17 protein-coding genes are annotated in these 17903 nt (G+C 63.4%); 9 read left to right on the forward strand and 8 right to left on the reverse strand.

Annotated elements, in window-relative coordinates; all coding sequences use genetic code 11:
- Positions 1 to 198 precede the first annotated feature (198 nt).
- The 5 genes from IB277_RS17890 (at position 199) to IB277_RS17910 (ending at position 4785) form a co-directional block, all read left to right on the forward strand.
- Positions 199 to 972: a hypothetical protein gene (locus IB277_RS17890; protein WP_090297938.1), complete on the forward strand. Its 774-nt coding sequence runs from the start codon at positions 199 to 201 to the stop codon at positions 970 to 972.
- A 234-nt stretch (positions 973 to 1206) separates the two neighbouring features.
- Complete coding sequence (locus IB277_RS17895) at positions 1207 to 1431, forward strand: aa3-type cytochrome c oxidase subunit IV (RefSeq protein ID WP_034786900.1); 225 nt, start codon at positions 1207 to 1209, stop codon at positions 1429 to 1431.
- A 387-nt stretch (positions 1432 to 1818) separates the two neighbouring features.
- Entirely contained in the window at positions 1819 to 2964 is a 1146-nt protein-coding gene (locus tag IB277_RS17900; protein WP_090298086.1) for a Re/Si-specific NAD(P)(+) transhydrogenase subunit alpha, read from the forward strand.
- A complete protein-coding gene (locus IB277_RS17905; protein WP_034786897.1) occupies positions 2964 to 3374 on the forward strand; it encodes an NAD(P) transhydrogenase subunit alpha in 411 nt (136 codons plus the stop codon). The genes IB277_RS17900 and IB277_RS17905 overlap by 1 nt, the downstream gene beginning before the upstream one ends.
- Before the next feature lie 10 nt (positions 3375 to 3384).
- Positions 3385 to 4785 carry an NAD(P)(+) transhydrogenase (Re/Si-specific) subunit beta gene (locus tag IB277_RS17910; RefSeq protein ID WP_090298083.1) on the forward strand — a complete coding sequence of 467 codons (1401 nt, stop codon included), beginning with the start codon at positions 3385 to 3387 and terminating at the stop codon, positions 4783 to 4785.
- 112 nt (positions 4786 to 4897) lie between these two features.
- Here the strand turns inward: IB277_RS17910 and IB277_RS17915 are convergent, their stop codons facing one another.
- The 3 genes from IB277_RS17915 to rpsU form a co-directional block, all read right to left on the reverse strand.
- Complete coding sequence (locus IB277_RS17915) at positions 4898 to 5374, reverse strand: DUF992 domain-containing protein (protein WP_034786890.1); 477 nt, start codon at positions 5372 to 5374, stop codon at positions 4898 to 4900.
- A gap of 135 nt (positions 5375 to 5509) precedes the next feature.
- A complete protein-coding gene (locus tag IB277_RS17920; RefSeq protein WP_034786887.1) occupies positions 5510 to 6397 on the reverse strand; it encodes a tetratricopeptide repeat protein in 888 nt (295 codons plus the stop codon).
- A 263-nt stretch (positions 6398 to 6660) separates the two neighbouring features.
- Positions 6661 to 6873, reverse strand: a complete 213-nt coding sequence (gene rpsU, locus IB277_RS17925; protein ID WP_034786884.1) for a 30S ribosomal protein S21 — start codon at positions 6871 to 6873, stop codon at positions 6661 to 6663.
- Positions 6874 to 7197: 324 nt separating this feature from the next.
- Between rpsU and IB277_RS17930 the strand changes: the two genes are divergently transcribed.
- Genes IB277_RS17930 through soxG form a run of 4 tightly spaced genes read left to right on the forward strand, consistent with a single transcriptional unit; the run spans position 7198 to position 12331 of the window.
- On the forward strand, positions 7198 to 8451 hold the full coding sequence (locus IB277_RS17930) for a sarcosine oxidase subunit beta family protein (protein WP_090297934.1): 1254 nt from the start codon (positions 7198 to 7200) through the stop codon (positions 8449 to 8451).
- 10 nt (positions 8452 to 8461) lie between these two features.
- On the forward strand, positions 8462 to 8797 hold the full coding sequence (locus IB277_RS17935; protein WP_034786877.1) for a sarcosine oxidase subunit delta: 336 nt from the start codon (positions 8462 to 8464) through the stop codon (positions 8795 to 8797).
- The gene (locus IB277_RS17940; RefSeq protein WP_090297931.1) at positions 8794 to 11787 is read left to right on the forward strand and encodes a sarcosine oxidase subunit alpha; all 2994 of its coding nucleotides are present in this window, start codon (positions 8794 to 8796) and stop codon (positions 11785 to 11787) included. Before IB277_RS17935 ends, IB277_RS17940 begins: the two co-directional genes overlap by 4 nt.
- Positions 11780 to 12331, forward strand: a complete 552-nt coding sequence (soxG, locus tag IB277_RS17945) for a sarcosine oxidase subunit gamma family protein (RefSeq protein WP_090297929.1) — start codon at positions 11780 to 11782, stop codon at positions 12329 to 12331. The genes IB277_RS17940 and soxG overlap by 8 nt, the downstream gene beginning before the upstream one ends.
- A 67-nt stretch (positions 12332 to 12398) precedes the next feature.
- Here the strand turns inward: soxG and nudI are convergent, their stop codons facing one another.
- The 5 genes from nudI to IB277_RS17970 form a co-directional block, all read right to left on the reverse strand.
- Positions 12399 to 12848: a nucleoside triphosphatase NudI gene (nudI, locus tag IB277_RS17950; protein WP_200949884.1), complete on the reverse strand. Its 450-nt coding sequence runs from the start codon at positions 12846 to 12848 to the stop codon at positions 12399 to 12401.
- 37 nt (positions 12849 to 12885) lie between these two features.
- Positions 12886 to 13425 carry an N-acetyltransferase gene (locus IB277_RS17955; protein WP_090297926.1) on the reverse strand — a complete coding sequence of 180 codons (540 nt, stop codon included), beginning with the start codon at positions 13423 to 13425 and terminating at the stop codon, positions 12886 to 12888.
- Positions 13426 to 13448: 23 nt separating this feature from the next.
- Complete coding sequence (locus IB277_RS17960) at positions 13449 to 13937, reverse strand: MaoC family dehydratase (RefSeq protein WP_034786863.1); 489 nt, start codon at positions 13935 to 13937, stop codon at positions 13449 to 13451.
- 74 nt (positions 13938 to 14011) lie between these two features.
- Complete coding sequence (gene glgX / locus IB277_RS17965) at positions 14012 to 15976, reverse strand: glycogen debranching protein GlgX (protein ID WP_090297923.1); 1965 nt, start codon at positions 15974 to 15976, stop codon at positions 14012 to 14014.
- Positions 15977 to 16269: 293 nt separating this feature from the next.
- The gene (locus IB277_RS17970) at positions 16270 to 17898 is read right to left on the reverse strand and encodes an alpha-D-glucose phosphate-specific phosphoglucomutase (protein ID WP_034786858.1); all 1629 of its coding nucleotides are present in this window, start codon (positions 17896 to 17898) and stop codon (positions 16270 to 16272) included.
- Between the last annotated feature and the right edge of the window lie 5 nt (positions 17899 to 17903).

Consider the following 17903-nt stretch of genomic DNA (forward strand, 5'->3'; position numbering starts at 1 on the left):
TGCTGGTTTTCCGGTAGCAAGTCATTGATTAGGTGCGCCAAATTGATCCCGCTTTGGTGCGCTTGATTTCAAATCGAGCAAATAAGTTCACGAATTTTTATGGTTAACGAAAAGTTAACGGTGAACTGTTTCGATTTGCGGTTGCCGCCTCATCACCCGTCAATAGGTTAACGATTTGTTAACCATGAGGTGTTGAGTATGGGTGAGAAGGTTCACCAGGCTGAGCCTGGGCGCTTTTCTGAAAAACTGATGCAATTGCTCGATCGCGTCGAATACCGGCGGGTCGAAACCGGCGAGGACATGGAGGACATCGCGCGGCTGCGCTACAAGTCCTACAAGTCCGTCAATCTGATGGAGTTGACCGGCTCGACGCTGATCGACGATCTCGATTTCGACAGTCACGCCTATGTCTTCGGTCTCTATCTCGACGAAGTGCTTGTCAGCACCGTGCGCGTTCATCATGTGACGTCGGATCATCGCGCCAGCACGTCGGGCATGATCTTCGCTCCCGAGATCGACGCGTTCCTCGACGCCGGCATGGTGCTGGTCGATCCCGGCCGGTTGGCGGTCGATCCTGACGTGATCGGCGACGAGATGCGGGCGCTTCCCTATCTGACGCTGCGACCGGTCGCGATGGCGTGCGAGTATTTCGCTGCCGACCGCTGCCTGACGGCCTGCCGTCCGCGACACGCGGCTTTCTACAAACGCATCTTTGCGTCGGAGACGGTTGTCGCCAAGCGCGAGAACCTCGGTGTCTACAATGCCGACGGCGCGCTTCTGGTGGCACAGGTGCGGGGGCAGCGGCCGTCGATCCTCGACCGCTACCCGGTCTTCGATTCCGAACCGTTCGAACGCCGCATGATGTTTGCCGACCGCAGCGAGGTGCCGTTTGCGCCGCTGACGATCCTGCCGACCGCGCGCATGGCGCAGACCGGCTACGGCCGCTCCTACCGGACGTCCGTCTTCCGGTAAGCGGCCTCGATTGCGAATGCGAATTCGGGGCGCGTCGAGGCGCGCCGCACCTTGCTGTGTGGCGTGACATTTCGCCCCATCAGGTATGGCTAAAGAACGGGTTTTCGTTGCGCCAGCCGTGCGCATTGTGTAAGGGCAGCTATAAGGGTTTCGCGGCTTTTCGCGAGACCGTGCTTCGATAGGGCGGCGATGACCCCAAGGTGGCGCCGCGGCATTCAGGGAGAATTTTGAACGATGGCTGAGCATCATTCTGGACCGGTCGATGTGGGCGCTCCGATGGACTATCCGGAACACGAGAAGACCTACCTCATGTTCCTGAGTGCCTCGAAGTACGGCACGCTTTTCTGCGTCGCCCTGCTGATCGCGATGGCTGCCGGCTTCTTCACGACGATGGGCCTGATCTCCTCGATCGTGCTTTTCATTCTGATCAACGTCGCCGGTTTCTTCTTCCTTCGCTAATCGGCGCGACCAAACCGACCGTTGAGGGAGCGCAGACCGTGCTTCCTCGGCGACCGGGCGTTTGCCCGGAAGAAGTTGCATGTCGCCGGCTGGAGGTGCCGACGCATATGGCTTGAGGCCCGGATGCCCGTCGGAGGGCAGGGGCGGATAATCCTCACCCGAGTGAGGGAGGAGTGGACAGCAGGCCCGCAGAGCCCGGTTGCGGCTCGATGCCGGTGGATCGCCAAAGGTCCCGCATCCAGGCGATGGCTTGCTCCAGACGATTGCGCCGGGCACAGGTGTGCCGCGCACATGAGGGCGTGTCGGCCCGGTAGGCCACCCGCTTTGCAGTCGGAGAGAATGCCCGCATTCCGGCCCTGGCTCGATTGCGGCCAGGAGGGGGGACTTGTGAGCGAGATCGTCTTCGTCGCCAAGGAAACGGATCCGAACGAGGGTCGCGTTGCCGCATCACCGGATACTGTGAAGAAACTGAAAGGTCTCGGCTTCGACGTCGTCGTCGAGGCGGGCGCCGGGTTTCTGTCGCGCATTCCGGATGCCGAGTTCGAAAAGTCCGGCGCCCGGATCGGCACGACGGCAGACGCCAGGGCGGCGGATGTCGTGCTCAAGGTCCGTCGGCCGACGAGTGTCGAGATTGCCGGCTACAGGTCCGGCGCCATCGTCATCGCCATCATGGATCCCTACGGCAACGAGGCGGCGATCGCCGAGATGGCGAATGCCGGATTGACCGCTTTTGCGATGGAGCTGATGCCGCGCATCACGCGCGCGCAGTCGATGGACGTGCTGTCCAGCCAGGCCAACCTCGCCGGCTATCAGGCGGTCATCGACGCGGCCTACGAATATGACCGGGCGCTGCCGATGATGATGACGGCGGCCGGCACGGTTCCTGCCGCCAAGGTCTTCGTCATGGGCGCCGGCGTTGCCGGTCTGCAGGCGATCGCGACGGCCCGCCGTCTCGGGGCCGTGGTCTCGGCAACCGACGTGCGTCCCGCCGCCAAGGAGCAGGTCGCCTCGCTCGGGGCCAAGTTCATCGCCGTCGAGGACGACGAGTTCAAGGCGGCTGAGACCGCCGGCGGCTACGCCAAGGAAATGTCCAAGGACTATCAGGCCAAGCAGGCAGCACTTGTCGCCGAGCATATCGCCAAGCAGGACATCGTTATTACCACGGCGCTTATCCCCGGCCGCCCGGCGCCGCGGCTCGTTACCCGCGAGATGCTGAAGAGCATGAAGCCCGGTTCGATCGCGGTCGACCTTGCGGTCGAGCGCGGCGGCAACGTCGAGGGGGCAGAGGCCGGCAAGGTCGCCGAGGTCGAAGGCGTCAAGGTTATCGGCCATCTCAATGTGCCGGGCCGCATCGCCGCTTCCGCCTCCGGGCTTTATGCCAAGAACCTCGTCACCTTCCTGGAGACGATGGTCTCCAAGGAGACCAAGGCGCTCGCGCTCAACATGGAAGACGAGCTCGTCAAGGCGACGGCGCTCACCCATGGCGGTCAGGTCGTGCATCCGAACTTCGGCGCCAGCAAGGGGGACAAGTGATGGCGAATGAACTTCTCGACAAGGCGCTCGCCGATCTCGACCGGGCGGTAGAAGCGGTCCGCACCGCGGCCGAATACGTGCCGGATGCGGCCGGTGCCGTCGCCCATGGCGCCACCGGCGGTGCGATCGACCCCTTCGTCTTTCGCCTGGCGATCTTCGTGCTGGCGATCTTCGTCGGCTACTACGTCGTCTGGTCGGTGACGCCGGCGCTGCACACGCCGCTGATGGCGGTCACCAACGCGATCTCCTCGGTCATCGTCGTCGGCGCCCTGCTGGCGGTCGGCATTTCCGCCTCGGGCCTTGCGACCGGCTTCGGCTTCATCGCGCTGGTGCTCGCCTCCGTCAACATCTTCGGCGGCTTCCTCGTCACCCAGCGCATGCTCGCCATGTACAAGAAAAAAGACAAGTGAGGCCGGCCTGATGAACGCCAACTTCGCAGCCTTCCTCTACCTCGTCTCGGGCGTCCTGTTCATCATGGCGCTGCGCGGCCTCTCGCATCCGACCACCAGCCGCAAGGGCAATACCTACGGCATGGTCGGCATGGGCATTGCCATCGTCACGACGCTGCTGCTTGCCAAGCCGAGCTTCGGTGGCCTGATGCTGATCGTGCTTGGCCTTGCCATCGGCGGCGGCGTCGGTGCCGTGATCGCCCGTCGCATTGCCATGACGTCGATGCCGCAGCTGGTCGCCGCCTTCCACTCGCTGGTCGGTCTTGCCGCCGTCATGGTGGCGGCTGCCGCCATGTATGCGCCGGAAAGCTTCGGCATCGGTACGATCGGTGACATCCACGCGCAGGCGCTGGTCGAAATGTCGCTCGGCGTCGCCATCGGCGCGATCACCTTTACCGGCTCGGTCATCGCCTTCCTAAAGCTCGACGGTCGCATGTCCGGCAAACCGATCATGCTTTCGGGTCGCCATGCGATCAATGCCGGCCTGGCCGCCGCGCTCGTCGTGCTGGTGATCATGCTGGTCCTGACCCAGAGCACGACGGTGTTCTGGCTGATCGTCGTACTGTCGCTGGCGCTCGGCGTGCTGATCATCATTCCGATCGGCGGCGCCGACATGCCGGTGGTGGTCTCGATGCTCAACTCCTATTCGGGCTGGGCCGCGGCCGGTATCGGTTTCACGCTCGGTAACCTGGCGCTGATCATTACCGGGGCGCTCGTCGGTTCGTCCGGTGCGATCCTCTCCTACATCATGTGCAAGGGCATGAACCGCTCGTTCATCTCGGTCATCCTCGGCGGCTTCGGCGGTGAGACAGCAGCGGCCGCAGGCGAGGACGGTGTCCAGCGCACGGTCAAGCAGGGCTCGGCCGATGACGCGGCCTTCCTGATGGCGAACGCCTCCAAGGTGATCATCGTGCCCGGCTACGGCATGGCGGTCGCCCAGGCACAGCATGCGCTGCGCGAAATGGCCGATCAGCTGAAGGCGGCCGGCGTCGAGGTCAAATATGCGATCCATCCGGTCGCGGGCCGCATGCCCGGCCATATGAACGTTCTGCTGGCTGAAGCAAACGTTCCCTATGACGAAGTGTTCGAGCTCGAGGATATCAATTCCGAGTTCGCGCAGGCCGATGTCGCCTATGTCATCGGCGCCAACGACGTCACCAACCCGGCGGCGCGCGACGACAAGTCCTCGCCGATCTACGGCATGCCGATCCTCGACGTCGACAAGGCCAAGACCTGCCTGTTCGTCAAGCGTTCGCTCGGCTCCGGCTATGCCGGCATCGACAACACGCTGTTCTACAAGGACGGCACGATGATGCTGCTCGGCGACGCCAAGAAGGTGACGGAAGACATCGTCAAGGCGCTGCACGCCTGAGGGCTGCTCGCATCGACCGATAAAGAAACGCCCGCCTTTCGGCGGGCGTTTTGCGTTGAAGGACATGCGCGCGCCGTATGCGGCGATGTGTCGAGCTTTAGTCCAGGTCGACTTAGCCAGCCGGTGCCAGTGTCAGCTCGTCAATGCCGACGGCGAGGTTCAGGCCTTCCTGCACCTGGACATTGACCGGCTGTAGCATAAACGCCTTGTTGGTGCCGCCGCCGATCACCTTGGCGCCACCGCCGACGGCGAGACTCGCATCGGCGCCGACGCCGTAATACTCACCGGCAAGCGCGAATTCGCTGATCGGTGTGCCTGTCTTGGCAAGCACGTCCCAGATCATCGTGCTCTTTCCCGTCTTGCCGATGTCGATGCCGATCTTGCGGATCGTGCCGGCATAGACGGCCTTCGGTGCGCCATTGGTGGGCGTGAAGGTGCACATCAGGTTCTTGGTTGAGGTCAGGATCATGCCAGTGCCGCCTTCCGAACCACAAACGAGGCGGCCAAGGGCGACATAGTTTTGCGCGGCGGCCGGGCCCGTGGCAAGCGCGGCGAGCGCCAGCGCAGTGACGAGGGTTCGTTTGATCATGGCTAGTCTCCGTTCTTGATGCTTCAAGCAAACGGATGGCGGGCAGGAAGGTTCCGCTGTGCAGGGGGCAATGCCTGCAAACGAAAACGCCCGCGATGCGGTCGCGGGCGTTTCGAAATGCGTGATCGGGTTGGCTCAGGATGCCTTGACGCGGGCAAGGCCTGCGCGGGCCGGCTCGTATTTCGGGTCGAGCTGCAGCGCGTGCGAATAGGATTTCGACGCTTTGGCCTTGTCGCCCTTGCGCTCGTAGATCAGCGCCTGGTTGGCCCAGGATTCGGCGACCTTGCCGTTCAGGTTGATCGCGGTGTTAAAGTCGGAGAAGGCGTTGTCGTCGTCGCCTTGCGCGACATAGGAGATGCCGCGGCCGTTATAGGGTTCCGGCGAGCTCGGCGACAGCGAGATCGCGGTCGAGAAGTCTTCGATCGCCTGGCCGTGCTGGTTGCGTGCCTGGTAGATCAGGCCGCGATTGTGATAGGCGCGCGGATCGGTGGTATCGAGCTGGATGGCCTTGTTGAAATCGTTGAAGGCGGAATCGAGCTGGCCGGCCTGGCGATAGAGATTGCCGCGGCCGATATAAGCGACGTCGTAGTTGGCGTTGAGCTGCAGGGCCGTGTTGTAGTCGGCAAGCGCTGCCTGGGTATTGCCCATGTTGCGATGAACGAGCGCCCGGTTGGCATAGGCCTGGTAGAAGCGCGGGTTCAGCTTGATCGCCTGGTCGAAATCGGCAATCGCGCGGCGGTATTCGCCGGCGCGGCCGTAAGCCGAGCCGCGGACATTGTAGCCTTCCGGATCGCTCGGGTTGGAGGCGATGACGCTCGAAAGCGAGGCGATGTTTTCCTGCGAGCCCTGTTCGCGCTCGACCTTGTTGGTGACGGAGTCCGGACCGTCGGTCGTGCAGCCGGCGATGAGGAGGGCCGAGCCGAGAAGCAGCATGGCGGCAAGCCTCGGCTTGCGCTGGTGGCGGCGAGACGCCTCATGGACATTAAAACCGGAGACGTCCGCAGTCATGGCAGCAAGTGTCAAAGGTTGATCCCTCAAATCGACAAGGTCTCGAAAGCCATCGGCTTTCCGTTTCTGGAGCCGCTGAACTCCCCGCGGGCTCCTCAAGCCGGGCCAAAGTCGGCCTTGGCAGACCACCGGTCCAAACACTCCGGTCGGTCGTCCGTCGGTGGCAGCGTCGAGCACGCTAGCCTGTCGGCGGAAAAGATGTCCATACCAAAAAAAGGCGGTGGCGATATTTCGCCCCCGCCACGACTTACATCGAATAGCGTCGAAAAAACGACAAATCAGCGAGCCAGGAGGCCTTCGCGCTGTGCACGCTTGCGTGCCAGCTTGCGGACGCGGCGAACGGCTTCAGCCTTTTCGCGAGCGCGCTTCTGGGACGGCTTCTCGTAGTAGTCACGCATCTTCATTTCGCGGAAAATGCCTTCGCGCTGCATCTTCTTCTTGAGAGCGCGGAGCGCCTGATCGACATTGTTATCGCGGACTAGTACCTGCACGTGAATCCCGTTCCTTGGTTCGTGTTGTTTGCTGCTCCGTCAGGTGCGGAGGCAAAAGAGTGACATTCGCTAAGCTGGAAGCTTTACGATTAGATGAGCGGATACCAGATCATCAGGCGAAAGTCCAGCGACGACATGAGGCGGCGCTGAAAAAAACCTGAGATACGAGTGTCGCGCGACTTATCCCGCGCCGCTTAACCGATCCATAGTCATGTCGCAACTGCGCGCAAGTCCACGCAAATGCGTCGCAAAAGAAACGTTGCGCAGGTCTCGGATTTGCGATTTCTAACTCCAACGAGAATGATCACCGGGAGTAACGGGCCGATGCGCAAATATTCAGTTTTCGCCGTGGCGCGCGAGGCGCTGCGCGGCCACAAGGGATGGGGCCCGCACTGGGCATCGCCGGAGCCACGCAAGGAGTATGACGCCATCATCATCGGCGGCGGCGGCCATGGCTTGGGAGCAGCCTATTACCTTGCCAAGGAGCACGGCATCTCAAATGTCGCGGTGCTCGAAAAGGGATGGATCGGCGGCGGCAATACCGGCCGCAACACGACGATCATCCGGTCCAACTATCTCTATGAAGAGAGCATGGACATCTACGAGCATTCGCTGAAGCTCTGGGAAAACCTCTCGCAGGATCTGAACTACAACGTCATGTATTCGCCCCGCGGCGTGATGATGCTGTCGCACAACATCCATGACCAGCAGTCGTTCAAGCGCCACATCAATGCCAACCGTCTCTACGGCATCGACAACGAGTGGCTGACGCCGGAGCAGGCCAAGGCCTATTGCCCGCCGCTCGATATCGCCAAGACTGCGCGCTACCCGATCAACGGGGCGGCCCTGCAGCGCCGTGGCGGCACGGCCCGCCACGATGCGGTTGCCTGGGGCTATGCGCGTGCGGCCTCCGACCGCGGCGTGCACATCATCCAGAACTGCGAAGTGACCGGCATCCGCCGCGACGAGACCGGCCGGGTCGTCGGGGTCGACACCAATCGCGGCTATATCGGCGCCAAGAAGGTCGGCATTTCCGCCGCCGGCCACACCTCGGTGCTAATGCAGATGGCCGATGTGCGCGTGCCGCTGCAGAGCCAGCCGCTGCAGGCGCTGGTCTCCGAACCGCTGAAGCCGATCTTCCCCTGCGTCGTCATGTCGAACTCGGTGCATGCCTATATCTCGCAGTCCGACAAGGGCGAGTTCGTCATCGGCGCCGGCACCGACCAGTACAATTCCTATTCGCAGACCGGCGGCCTGCAGATCATCACGCACACGCTGGACGCCATCTGCGAGCTCTTCCCGATGTTCCGCCGTGTCAAGATGATGCGGCAGTGGGGCGGCATCGTCGACGTCACCCAGGACCGCTCGCCGATCCAGGGCGTCACGCCGGTTCCGGGCCTCTACCTGAACGCCGGCTGGGGTACGGGCGGCTTCAAGGCGACGCCGGGCTCGGCCCATCTCTTCGCCCATCTGATCGCCAAGGGCGAGCCGCATCGTCTCGCCGCAGGGCTGACGCTGGAGCGCTTCCGCACCGGCCGGCTCATCGACGAAGCGGCTGCCGCCGCCGTTGCGCACTGAGGATTTCGAGATGCTTCTGATCTACTGCCCCTATTGCGAGGAAGAGCGTTCCGAGCTCGAGTTCCGCGGTGCCGGCGACGCCCATATCGCCCGCCCGGAAAACATCGCCGACATCACCGACGAACAGTTCGAGGAATATTTCTTCCTGCGTCAGAACCCCAAGGGTCTGATCTTCGAACGCTGGCGCCACATCCATGGCTGCGGCCGATTCTTCAACGCCGCCCGCGACACGGTCAGCGACCGTTTCTACACCACCTACAAGGCTGGCGAACCGAAACCTGACATCGCCACCATTCTTCAAAGCGAGCAGGACAAGAACGGCCAGGATAAGGGAGCCGCGAAATGATGGGCGCCAATCGCATTCCAGGCGTCGGCCGCCTGACCCCCGCCCGCACCGCGCGCTTCACCTTCGACGGCCGCACGCTGACGGCGCTCGAAGGCGACACGGTCGCTTCGGCGCTGCTTGCCAACGGCATCCATCTCGTCGGCCGCTCGTTCAAGTACCACCGTCCGCGCGGCATTCTTTCGGCCGGTGCCGAGGAGCCGAACGCGCTGCTTGACGTCTCGCGGGATGCCGCCCGGCGCCAGCCGAACGTGCGCGCCACGGTGCAGGAAGTCTTCGACGGCATGAAGGTGGAATCGCAGAACCGCTGGCCGTCGCTCGCCTTCGACATCGGCGGTCTCAATGACCTGATGTCACCGTTCTTCGCCGCCGGCTTCTACTACAAGACCTTCATGTGGCCGAAGGCCGCCTGGCACGCGATCTACGAACCCTTCATCCGCCGTGCTGCCGGCCTCGGCGTTACGCCGACGGAAGCCGATCCGGATCACTATGCCAGCCGCTACGCGCATTGCGATGTGCTTGTCATCGGTGCGGGTGTTGCCGGTCTATCCGCAGCACTTGCCGCTGCCAAGGCCGGCGCCAAGGTGATCATCTGCGACGAGCAGCCGGAAGTCGGTGGTGCGCTTCGCTACGAGAGCGGCACGACCATCGACGGCAAGGATGGCTGGGACTGGGCGCAGGAGGCCGCCAAGACGCTTGCCTCCATGGACAACGTCACGGTGCTCACCCGCACCACCGGCTTCGGCTACTACAACCACAATTTCGTCGGCCTCGTCGAGCGCGTGACCGATCATCTGGCGGCCCTCGACAAGTCGCTGCCGCGCGAGCGACTTTGGCAGGTGCGCGCCAAGAAGGTGATCCTCGCCAACGGCCAGATCGAGCGGCACATGGTGTTCGCCAACAACGACCGCCCGGGCATCATGCTCGCTTCGGCCGGCCGCACCTATCTCAATCACTTCGGCGTCGCAGTCGGCTCCAAGGTTGGCGTCTACACGGCGCATGACTCGGCCTATGAGGCGGCCTTCGACCTGAAGCGGGCCGGTGTTTCGGTTCCTGTTATCGTCGACTGCCGCGAAAATCCGGGCGAGGCGGTGCTGGCGGAAGCGCGCAAGCTCGGCATCGAGGTGCTGACCGGGCATTCGGTGATCAAGGCCGGTGGCAAGCTCCGCGTCAACTCGATCAGTGTCGCCCGCAATGGCGGCGGCTCGGCCCGCAAGTTCGCCGTCGACGCGCTTTTGGTCTCGGCCGGCTGGACACCGTCGGTGCACCTGTTCTCGCAGTCGCGCGGCAAGGTGAAGTTCGATGCGGCGACGCAGCGCTTCCTGCCAGGCACGTACCTGCAGGATTGCCTGTCGATCGGCGCCTGCAACGGCACCGACGACCTGCAGGCAACCATCGACGAGGCGCTTGCGGCCGGCGAACTGACCGCGCGTGCGGCCGGTACAGAGGGCGGTGCGCAGGTGACGCTTTCGGGCGAAAACCGCTACGGCTGGACCGGCGGCATGATCGGCGCTGCAGAAGGCGCCGGGCCGGACACCACGGTCAAGGCCTTCATCGACTTCCAGCACGACGTCTGCGCCAAGGACATTCGTCTGGCGGTGCGCGAAGGCATGCACTCGATCGAGCACATCAAGCGCTTCACCACCAACGGCATGGCGTCCGACCAGGGCAAGCTTTCCAACATGCATGGTCTGGCGATCGCCGCCGAAGCGCTTGGCAAGGACATTCCGCAGGTGGGTCTGACGACCTTCCGCCAGCCCTACACGCCGGTGACCTTCGGAGCGATCGTCAACCACTCGCGTGGTGCCCTGTTCGACCCCGCGCGCAAGACGCCGATCCATGCCTGGGAGGAGGCGCATGGCGCCGAGTTCGAGGATGTCGGCAACTGGAAGCGTGCCTGGTTCTACCCGCGCTCCGGCGAAGACATGCATGAGGCGGTCGCGCGCGAGTGCAAGACGGTGCGCGACGTGGCTGGTGTCTTCGACGCCTCGACGCTCGGCAAGATCGAGGTTGTTGGCCCGGATGCGGCGCAGTTCCTCAATCTCATGTACACCAACGCCTGGGACAACCTGAAGCCCGGCCGCTGCCGCTACGGCATCATGCTGCGCGACGACGGCTTCGTCTATGACGACGGCGTGGTCGGTCGCCTGGCGGAGGATCGCTTCCACGTGACGACGACGACCGGCGGTGCGCCGCGCGTCATGAACCACATGGAAGATTATCTGCAGACCGAGTTCCCGCACCTGAAGGTGTGGCTGACCTCGACGACGGAACAGTGGGCCGTCATCGCCGTGCAAGGACCGAAGGCGCGCGAGATCATCGCGCCGCTCGTCGAGGGCATCGACCTCTCCAACGAGGCCTTCCCGCACATGAGCGTCGCCGAGGGCAGGATCTGCGGCGTGCCGACACGGCTCTTCCGCATGTCGTTCACCGGCGAGCTGGGCTTCGAAGTCAACGTGCCGGCAGACTATGGCCAGGCGGTATGGGAAGCGATCTGGGCACGGGCCGAGCCGATGGGCGCCTGCGCCTATGGCACGGAAACCATGCACGTGCTGCGCGCCGAGAAGGGCTATATCATCGTCGGCCAGGACACCGACGGGACCCTGACGCCGGACGATGCCGGTCTTTCCTGGGCCGTCTCGAAGAAGAAGCCCGACTTCGTCGGTATCCGCGGCCTGAAACGCCCGGATCTCGTCAAGGATGGCCGCAAGCAGCTTGTCGGTCTTCTCACCAAGGATCCGAAGGTGGTGCTGGAGGAAGGCGCGCAGATCGTCGCCGACCCGAACCAGCCGAAGCCGATGACCATGCTCGGTCACGTGACGTCGTCCTACTGGTCGGCAAACTGCGGTCGCTCGATTGCGCTGGCCATGGTGGCCGGTGGCCGCGAGCGCCTCGGCCAGACGCTCTACGTGCCGATGACCGATCGCACCATTGCCGTCGAAGTGAGCGACATGGTGTTCTTTGACAAGGAAGGGGGCCGCCTCCATGGCTGACCAGGTTACTGCAAGCCGCAAGGCGGCACTCACCGCGCGCGGGGGCTCGGCCGAGGCGATCCTGACGCCTGCGCCGGCAGCAACGCGCATTTCGCTGCGCGCCGGCGCCGACGCACTGCCGGCCCTTTCGGCCGCACTTGGCGTGACGCTGCCGACCCGGCCGAAGACCTCGGCTTCTTCCGGCCCGCGCCATGCGCTGTGGATCGGCCCGGACGAGTGGCTGGTCATCGATGAGAGCCAAGCCGACCTGATGGCGGCAGCGGCCTCAAGCGGCACGCTGCATTCGGCGGTCGACATTTCGCATCGCAACGTCGCCGTCATTGTCAGCGGTCCGGGCGCCGACGTGGCTATCAACAGCGGCTGCCCGCAGGATCTGTCGCTGGCGATCTTCCCGGTAGGTGGCTGCTCGCGCACGATCCTCGGCAAGGCGGAGATCATCCTCTTCCGCACAGCTGAGGATCAGTTCCGGGTCGAGTGCTGGCGGTCGTTCTCGCCCTTCGTCTTCGGACTGCTTTCCGAGGGCGCTGCTGACGCCGGCCACTAAATGAAAAAGCCGGGAGGTGCGAGCAAGCACCTCCCGGCATTCGAAGACTGTTTGAAACAGCTCGCTCTCATTGCCGAGCGAGCAAGATGCCTTTTTCGAGGAGCGTGCGCTTCGTCGCGTCGTTCAGGTCGTAATCCTGAAGGTGCTCGGGTTCGACCCAGGCATGTTCGACGAACTCGTCGTTGAGGCTGACCTCGCGATTTTCGGCCTCACAGTCAAAGATCAGATAGATCATATGAAGCTGCTCGGTTGAGCCGTCGGCATAGGACTTTGTCCGGATGTCGTCCCGGAAGGTCCAGGGCTTGATCGTTCCGATCTCCAGACGGTCTCCGAGCTCTTCCCGGATTTCACGGCGCAAGCCCTCATCGAGACGTTCGCCCGGCTCGAGGCCGCCACCCGAAAGCGCCCATTGCCCGGGAAACACGCCGCGATCGGGCGGCATCTTGCAGAGCAAGTAGGCGCCCCTGTTCTGAATGAGCGGGCAGACGATGATACGCTGGCGCAATGACTTCTCCATTTACTGATCTTGCGACCACGACAGCCGCCTTGCTTTTTTACGCGAAGCGCAAGTACCAGAAGAGCGCAATCTCGTGCGTTCCCGGCGTCAATGCCGAATAGAGGTGTCGGTCGTGGCCGGCGAGCTCGAAGCCGTAGCGCTCGTAAAAGCGGCAGGCGGCGACATTGTTCGATTGGGTCTCAAGCCTGATCCCCGGCAGGCCCCGTTCCCGCGCCCAGGACACTGCCCTGTCCATGAGAGCTCGCGCGACGCCGGCGCGGCGCGCGTCCTTGTCGACGGCGATATCGTCCACCTCGGCATAGCCGTTCCACGCCTTCGAGAGTGCAATGTAACCGGCGAGCCGGCCGTCGAGACGCGCTGTGAAGAGGGCGGCATCCGGCCCAGCCGCGGTCTCCACAAGCTCGTCCGGGTCGGATCCATAGGTCTTGATGTAGCTCTCGACCAGAGCGACGTCGCCGAGATCGGGGCCGATGAAGGGCGGCCGTGCCTCGGACGTAACCTCGAAGGAAAAGTCGCAGCCGGCAAAGTCGCTGACGAAACGCCCGTCGGCCGGCTCGACGATGACTGCTACTGTCATGGGATCTGCCTGCTCAAACCGCCTCAGGCATCGGCGGGGCGATCCTTGGGATCGAACTGGATGATCGTCTGCCAGGTTGCCGTCAGCGCCGGCTTGCGCTCGCCTTCGATCTCGACGCTGACGTCGTAGGTGATCATCAGCATGCTGGCGCCGCGGAAGCGGGCATCGGCCATGGTGAAGTGGCCGCGCACCTTGGCGCCGCTCTTCACCGGCGCGATGAAGCGCACTTTCTCGAAGCCGTAATTGATGCCCATGGTCTGTTCGCGGATTTTCGGCAGGCAATTGTAGTTCATCGCGGAGAGCAACGAGAGCGACAGGAAGCCATGCGCGATCGTGCCGCCGAAGGGCGTTTCGGCAGCGGCCCGCACCGGGTCGACGTGAATATACTGATAGTCGCTGGTTGCCTCGGCGAATTTGTCGATTGTTTCCTGCGTGACCGTGATCCAGTCGGAAACGCCGACCTCCTTGCCGACCAGCACCTTGATCTCAGAAAGTGAAATGTCGTGCAGCATGTAAACGCCTCGAAACAAGCCCCCCAAGCGATCTATAGGCTCGCCCGTTGCAACCTGCAAGTGGTGGAAAAGCTTTAGAAAACCTCGACGAAGAAGGCAACGGAGCGCGGCGCCACGTGATCGGCGGGGGATGACGCTGCGAGCGCATCCTGCCATTTTCCATTGACGCTGTCGGGCAGGCGGAGGGGATGCGGCGCATGGCTGCGATTGATGACGACGGCAAGCCGCGTTGCCCGCTTCTGGGTGCGGTCGGGGGTGGTCAGCACCATTGTCAGATTGTCCGTTGCCGGATGCTCCCAGTCGGTCACGGTCATCGGGTGACCGTCGAGACGGCACCACTCGACGTCGCCGTTTCCTGTCAGGAACGTGGTCTCGTCGAAAACGCCGAAGCGGGAGCGCATGGCTGACAGGGCCTCAGTATGGGCGACGATCTCGTCGTCCATCGCCGTCCAGTCGAGCCAGGTGATGGCGTTGTCCTGGCAGTAGGCGTTGTTGTTGCCCCGCTGGCTGCGCCCGGCTTCGTCGCCGGCGGTCAGCATGATCGTGCCGCGGGTGGCAAAGAGCGTGCCGATGAGCGCCATCACGTCATGGCGGCGAGCCGCCTTGATTTCCGGATCCGCCGTCGGCCCTTCGGCGCCATTGTTCCAGGAATGGTTCTCGTTGTGGCCGTCGCGATTTTCCTCGCCGTTCGCCTCGTTGTGCTTGCCGGCATAGGAGACGAGATCGGCCAGCGTGAAGCCGTCATGGGCGGCGATGAAGTTGACCGTGCGCGTGCCGCTCTCACCCCAGCGGGCGAAACTGCCTGAGGAGCCGGCAAGCGCTGTCGCCAGCGCGCCAATCGAATGGCGGTCGCCGCGCCAGTAGATGCGGAGGTCGTCGCGGGCGCGGTCGTTCCACTCGAGGAAGGGCGCGGGGAAATTGCCGAGCTGGTAGCCACCGGGACCGATATCCCAGGGCTCGGCGATCAGCACCCGGTCGGCAAGCAGCGGATCGGCCGCAATCGCCTGAAAGAGTGGGGCATCGCGGTGGAAGCCGCCCATGTCGCGGCCGAGGATCGAGGCGAGATCGAAGCGGAAGCCGTCGACGCCGGCAGCGCTGACGAAGTGGCGCAGGCTGTCGAGGATCAGTGCCTCGACCACCGGATTGTCGCAGGCGATCGTGTTGCCGCAGCCGGTATCGTTGATCAGCTCGCCCGGGCGGTCGGTGGCGTGACGATAATAAGTCAGGTTGTCGAGGCCGCGCATCGACAGCGTTGTGCCGAAGCGATCGCTTTCACCGGAGTGGTTGAAAACGAGATCGAGGATGACGCCGATGCCGGCCTTGCGCAGCGCCTCGACGGTCTTTCGCAGCTCCTTGATGCCGCCCGGCACCAGGCGCGGATCGAGTGCCATAGGGGCGATCGGATTGTAACCCCAGCCGTTCTTCAGACCGAGCGGTGGCAGATGGCGTTCGTCGATCCAGGCGACGATCGGCATCAGCTCGATGGCCGAGACGCCGAGGCGCTTCAGATGTTCGATGATGGCGGGCTCGGCGAGGGCGGCCACCGTGCCGCGCTTGGCTTCGGGCACGTCGGGATGAAGGATGGTGAAAGGCTTGACGGCGATTTCGTAGACAAGGCCGCCGGCGCGAAAGAGCGGCGCCTTCACCTTGGCAGCCTTCACCTCGGTGACGATCGCTTTCGGTACGAGGTCGGCGGTGTCTTCGCCAAAGATCGTCAGGCGCGGATCATGGCCAAACGGACGGTCGAGTTCGATGGCATAGGGATCGACGAGAAGCTTGGACGGATCGAACCAGAGACCGTGATCGGGCGAATAGACGCCATCGGCCCGGAAGCCGTAGCGCGTTCCTTTCGGCGCGTCGGCAACCTTCAAGCTGTGAATGTCGCCGTTCCGCGTCATCGGCAGCTGGCGCAGCTGTTTGGCGCCTGATTTGTCGAAAAGGCAGAGATCGATACGGGCGGCATTGTGCGACCAGACCGAAAACACGGTGCCTTCGGAGGTGATGATGGCACCGAGGGGTGGGTTTCCTTTGGTCGGCATGAAGGCGGCCCTCTTCGTGGTGTCGTCGGTGTGTGTGTGTGACCCACCCCCCTCTGCCCGGCCGGGCATCTGCCCCACAAGGGGGAGGTTGACTTGTGGCATCCTCCCATTCCACCGATAAACCGATGCGTTGGTTTACGGGCGAGGGGATCCCTGCGACGTCAACGCCATCTTAGGGCAAGGCCGTGCCGCAGATCGATCTCCCCCTTGTGGGGGAGATGCCCGGCAGGGCAGAGGGGGGTAAGCGGCAAACGAAAAAGGGCCGCATCAAGCGGCCCCGATAGTGCGGTATCTCAGGTAATGACGCTCGGCTCGGTGCGGCCGGTGCGGGTCTTGATGCTGGCGATCTCTTCGGCAACGGCGATGAGATCGGCGAGCGCCGTCTGCGTCTCGATATCGTGACGCGAGGCGTCCGGCTCGAAGCGCTCGATATAGACGCGCAACGTTGCTCCCGATGTGCCGGTGCCCGACAGGCGGAAGACGACGCGGGAGCCGCCTTCGAACAGGATGCGGATGCCCTGGTTCTTGCTGACGGAATGGTCGACCGGATCGTTGTAGGCGAAGTCGTCCGCGGTCGCGACCTTGAGCGCGCCGAAGGACTTGCCGGGCAGCGTGGCAAGCTGGTCGCGCAGGTTGGCGATCAGGCCATTGGCCGCATCAGAATCGACCTCTTCGTAGTCGTGGCGCGAATAGTAGTTGCGGCCGTAGGTCGCCCAATGGTTCTTGACGATGTCGAGCGCGCTTTCCTTGCGCACCGCCAGAATGTTGAGCCAGAGCAGGACTGCCCAGAGCCCGTCCTTCTCGCGCACGTGGTTGGAGCCGGTGCCCGCACTTTCCTCGCCGCAGATCGTCGCCATGCCCTCGTCGAGCAGGTTGCCGAAGAACTTCCAGCCGGTCGGCGTCTCGTAGATGCCGATGCCGAGCTTTTCGGCGACACGGTCGGCAGCACCACTGGTCGGCATCGAACGGGCGATGCCGGCAAGACCCTTGGCATAGCCGGGTGCCAGATGCGCGTTGGCGGCGAGCATGGCTAGACTGTCGGACGGTGTGATGAAGATGCCGCGGCCGATGACGAGGTTGCGGTCGCCGTCGCCGTCGGAAGCGGCGCCGAAATCCGGTGCGTCGGGCGCCATCATCGTCTCATAGAGCGCGCGGGCATGAACCAGGTTCGGGTCCGGGTGGTGGCCGCCGAAATCGGGCAGCGGGATGAAGTTCATCACCGAGCCCTTAGGCGCGCCGAGTCGCTTTTCGATGATCTCCTTGGCATAGGGACCGGTAACGGCGCTCATCGCATCGAAGACGACGCGGAAGCCGCCTTCAATCATTTTGCGGATCGCGCCGAAGTCGAACAGGCTTTCCATCAACTCGGCATAATCGGCGACGGGATCGATGACGGTGATCGTCATGCCGTCGATGTCCTGCGTGCCTTCGGCATCAAGGTTGATGTCGGCGACATCGGAGATCTTGTAGCTGTCGATCACCTTGCTGCGCGCGAAGATCGCGTCAGTGATCTTCTCCGGTGCCGGGCCGCCATTGCCGATGTTGTACTTGATGCCGAAGTCTTCGGTCGGGCCGCCAGGATTGTGGCTGGCCGACAACACGATGCCGCCAAAGGCTTTGTACTTGCGGATGACGTTGGAGGCAGCCGGCGTCGACAGGATGCCGCCGCGGCCGACGAGCACGCGGCCGAAGCCGTTGGCCGCCGCCATCTTGATGGCGATCTGGATGACTTCGCGGTTGTAGAAGCGACCGTCGCCGCCGATGACAAGCGTTTCGCCCTGAAAGCCTTCGAGCGAATCGAAGATCGACTGGATGAAGTTCTCGGCATAGTTCTTCTGCTGGAAGACCGGGACCTTCTTGCGCAGCCCTGACGTGCCAGGCTTCTGGTCGCCGTAGGGGGTTGTGGTAACCGTTCTTATCATGCTGA

Source organism: Ensifer sp. ENS07, from assembly GCF_014852185.1.
Lineage (GTDB): Bacteria > Pseudomonadota > Alphaproteobacteria > Rhizobiales > Rhizobiaceae > Ensifer > Ensifer adhaerens.

Bases quoted from the DNA above. Each gene is read 5' to 3' on its own strand.
- IB277_RS17910 (WP_090298083.1), top strand. From the start codon at position 3,385: ATGAACGCCAACTTCGCAGCCTTCCTCTACCTCGTCTCGGGCGTCCTG.
- IB277_RS17905 (WP_034786897.1), top strand. From the start codon at position 2,964: ATGGCGAATGAACTTCTCGACAAGGCGCTCGCCGATCTCGACCGGGCG.
- IB277_RS17955 (WP_090297926.1), bottom strand. From the start codon at position 13,425: ATGACAGTAGCAGTCATCGTCGAGCCGGCCGACGGGCGTTTCGTCAGC.
- IB277_RS17930 (WP_090297934.1), top strand. From the start codon at position 7,198: ATGCGCAAATATTCAGTTTTCGCCGTGGCGCGCGAGGCGCTGCGCGGC.
- nudI (WP_200949884.1), bottom strand. From the start codon at position 12,848: ATGGAGAAGTCATTGCGCCAGCGTATCATCGTCTGCCCGCTCATTCAG.
- IB277_RS17915 (WP_034786890.1), bottom strand. From the start codon at position 5,374: ATGATCAAACGAACCCTCGTCACTGCGCTGGCGCTCGCCGCGCTTGCC.
- IB277_RS17960 (WP_034786863.1), bottom strand. From the start codon at position 13,937: ATGCTGCACGACATTTCACTTTCTGAGATCAAGGTGCTGGTCGGCAAG.
- soxG (WP_090297929.1), top strand. From the start codon at position 11,780: ATGGCTGACCAGGTTACTGCAAGCCGCAAGGCGGCACTCACCGCGCGC.
- IB277_RS17970 (WP_034786858.1), bottom strand. From the start codon at position 17,898: ATGATAAGAACGGTTACCACAACCCCCTACGGCGACCAGAAGCCTGGC.
- IB277_RS17940 (WP_090297931.1), top strand. From the start codon at position 8,794: ATGATGGGCGCCAATCGCATTCCAGGCGTCGGCCGCCTGACCCCCGCC.
- IB277_RS17935 (WP_034786877.1), top strand. From the start codon at position 8,462: ATGCTTCTGATCTACTGCCCCTATTGCGAGGAAGAGCGTTCCGAGCTC.
- IB277_RS17890 (WP_090297938.1), top strand. From the start codon at position 199: ATGGGTGAGAAGGTTCACCAGGCTGAGCCTGGGCGCTTTTCTGAAAAA.
- glgX (WP_090297923.1), bottom strand. From the start codon at position 15,976: ATGCCGACCAAAGGAAACCCACCCCTCGGTGCCATCATCACCTCCGAA.
- IB277_RS17895 (WP_034786900.1), top strand. From the start codon at position 1,207: ATGGCTGAGCATCATTCTGGACCGGTCGATGTGGGCGCTCCGATGGAC.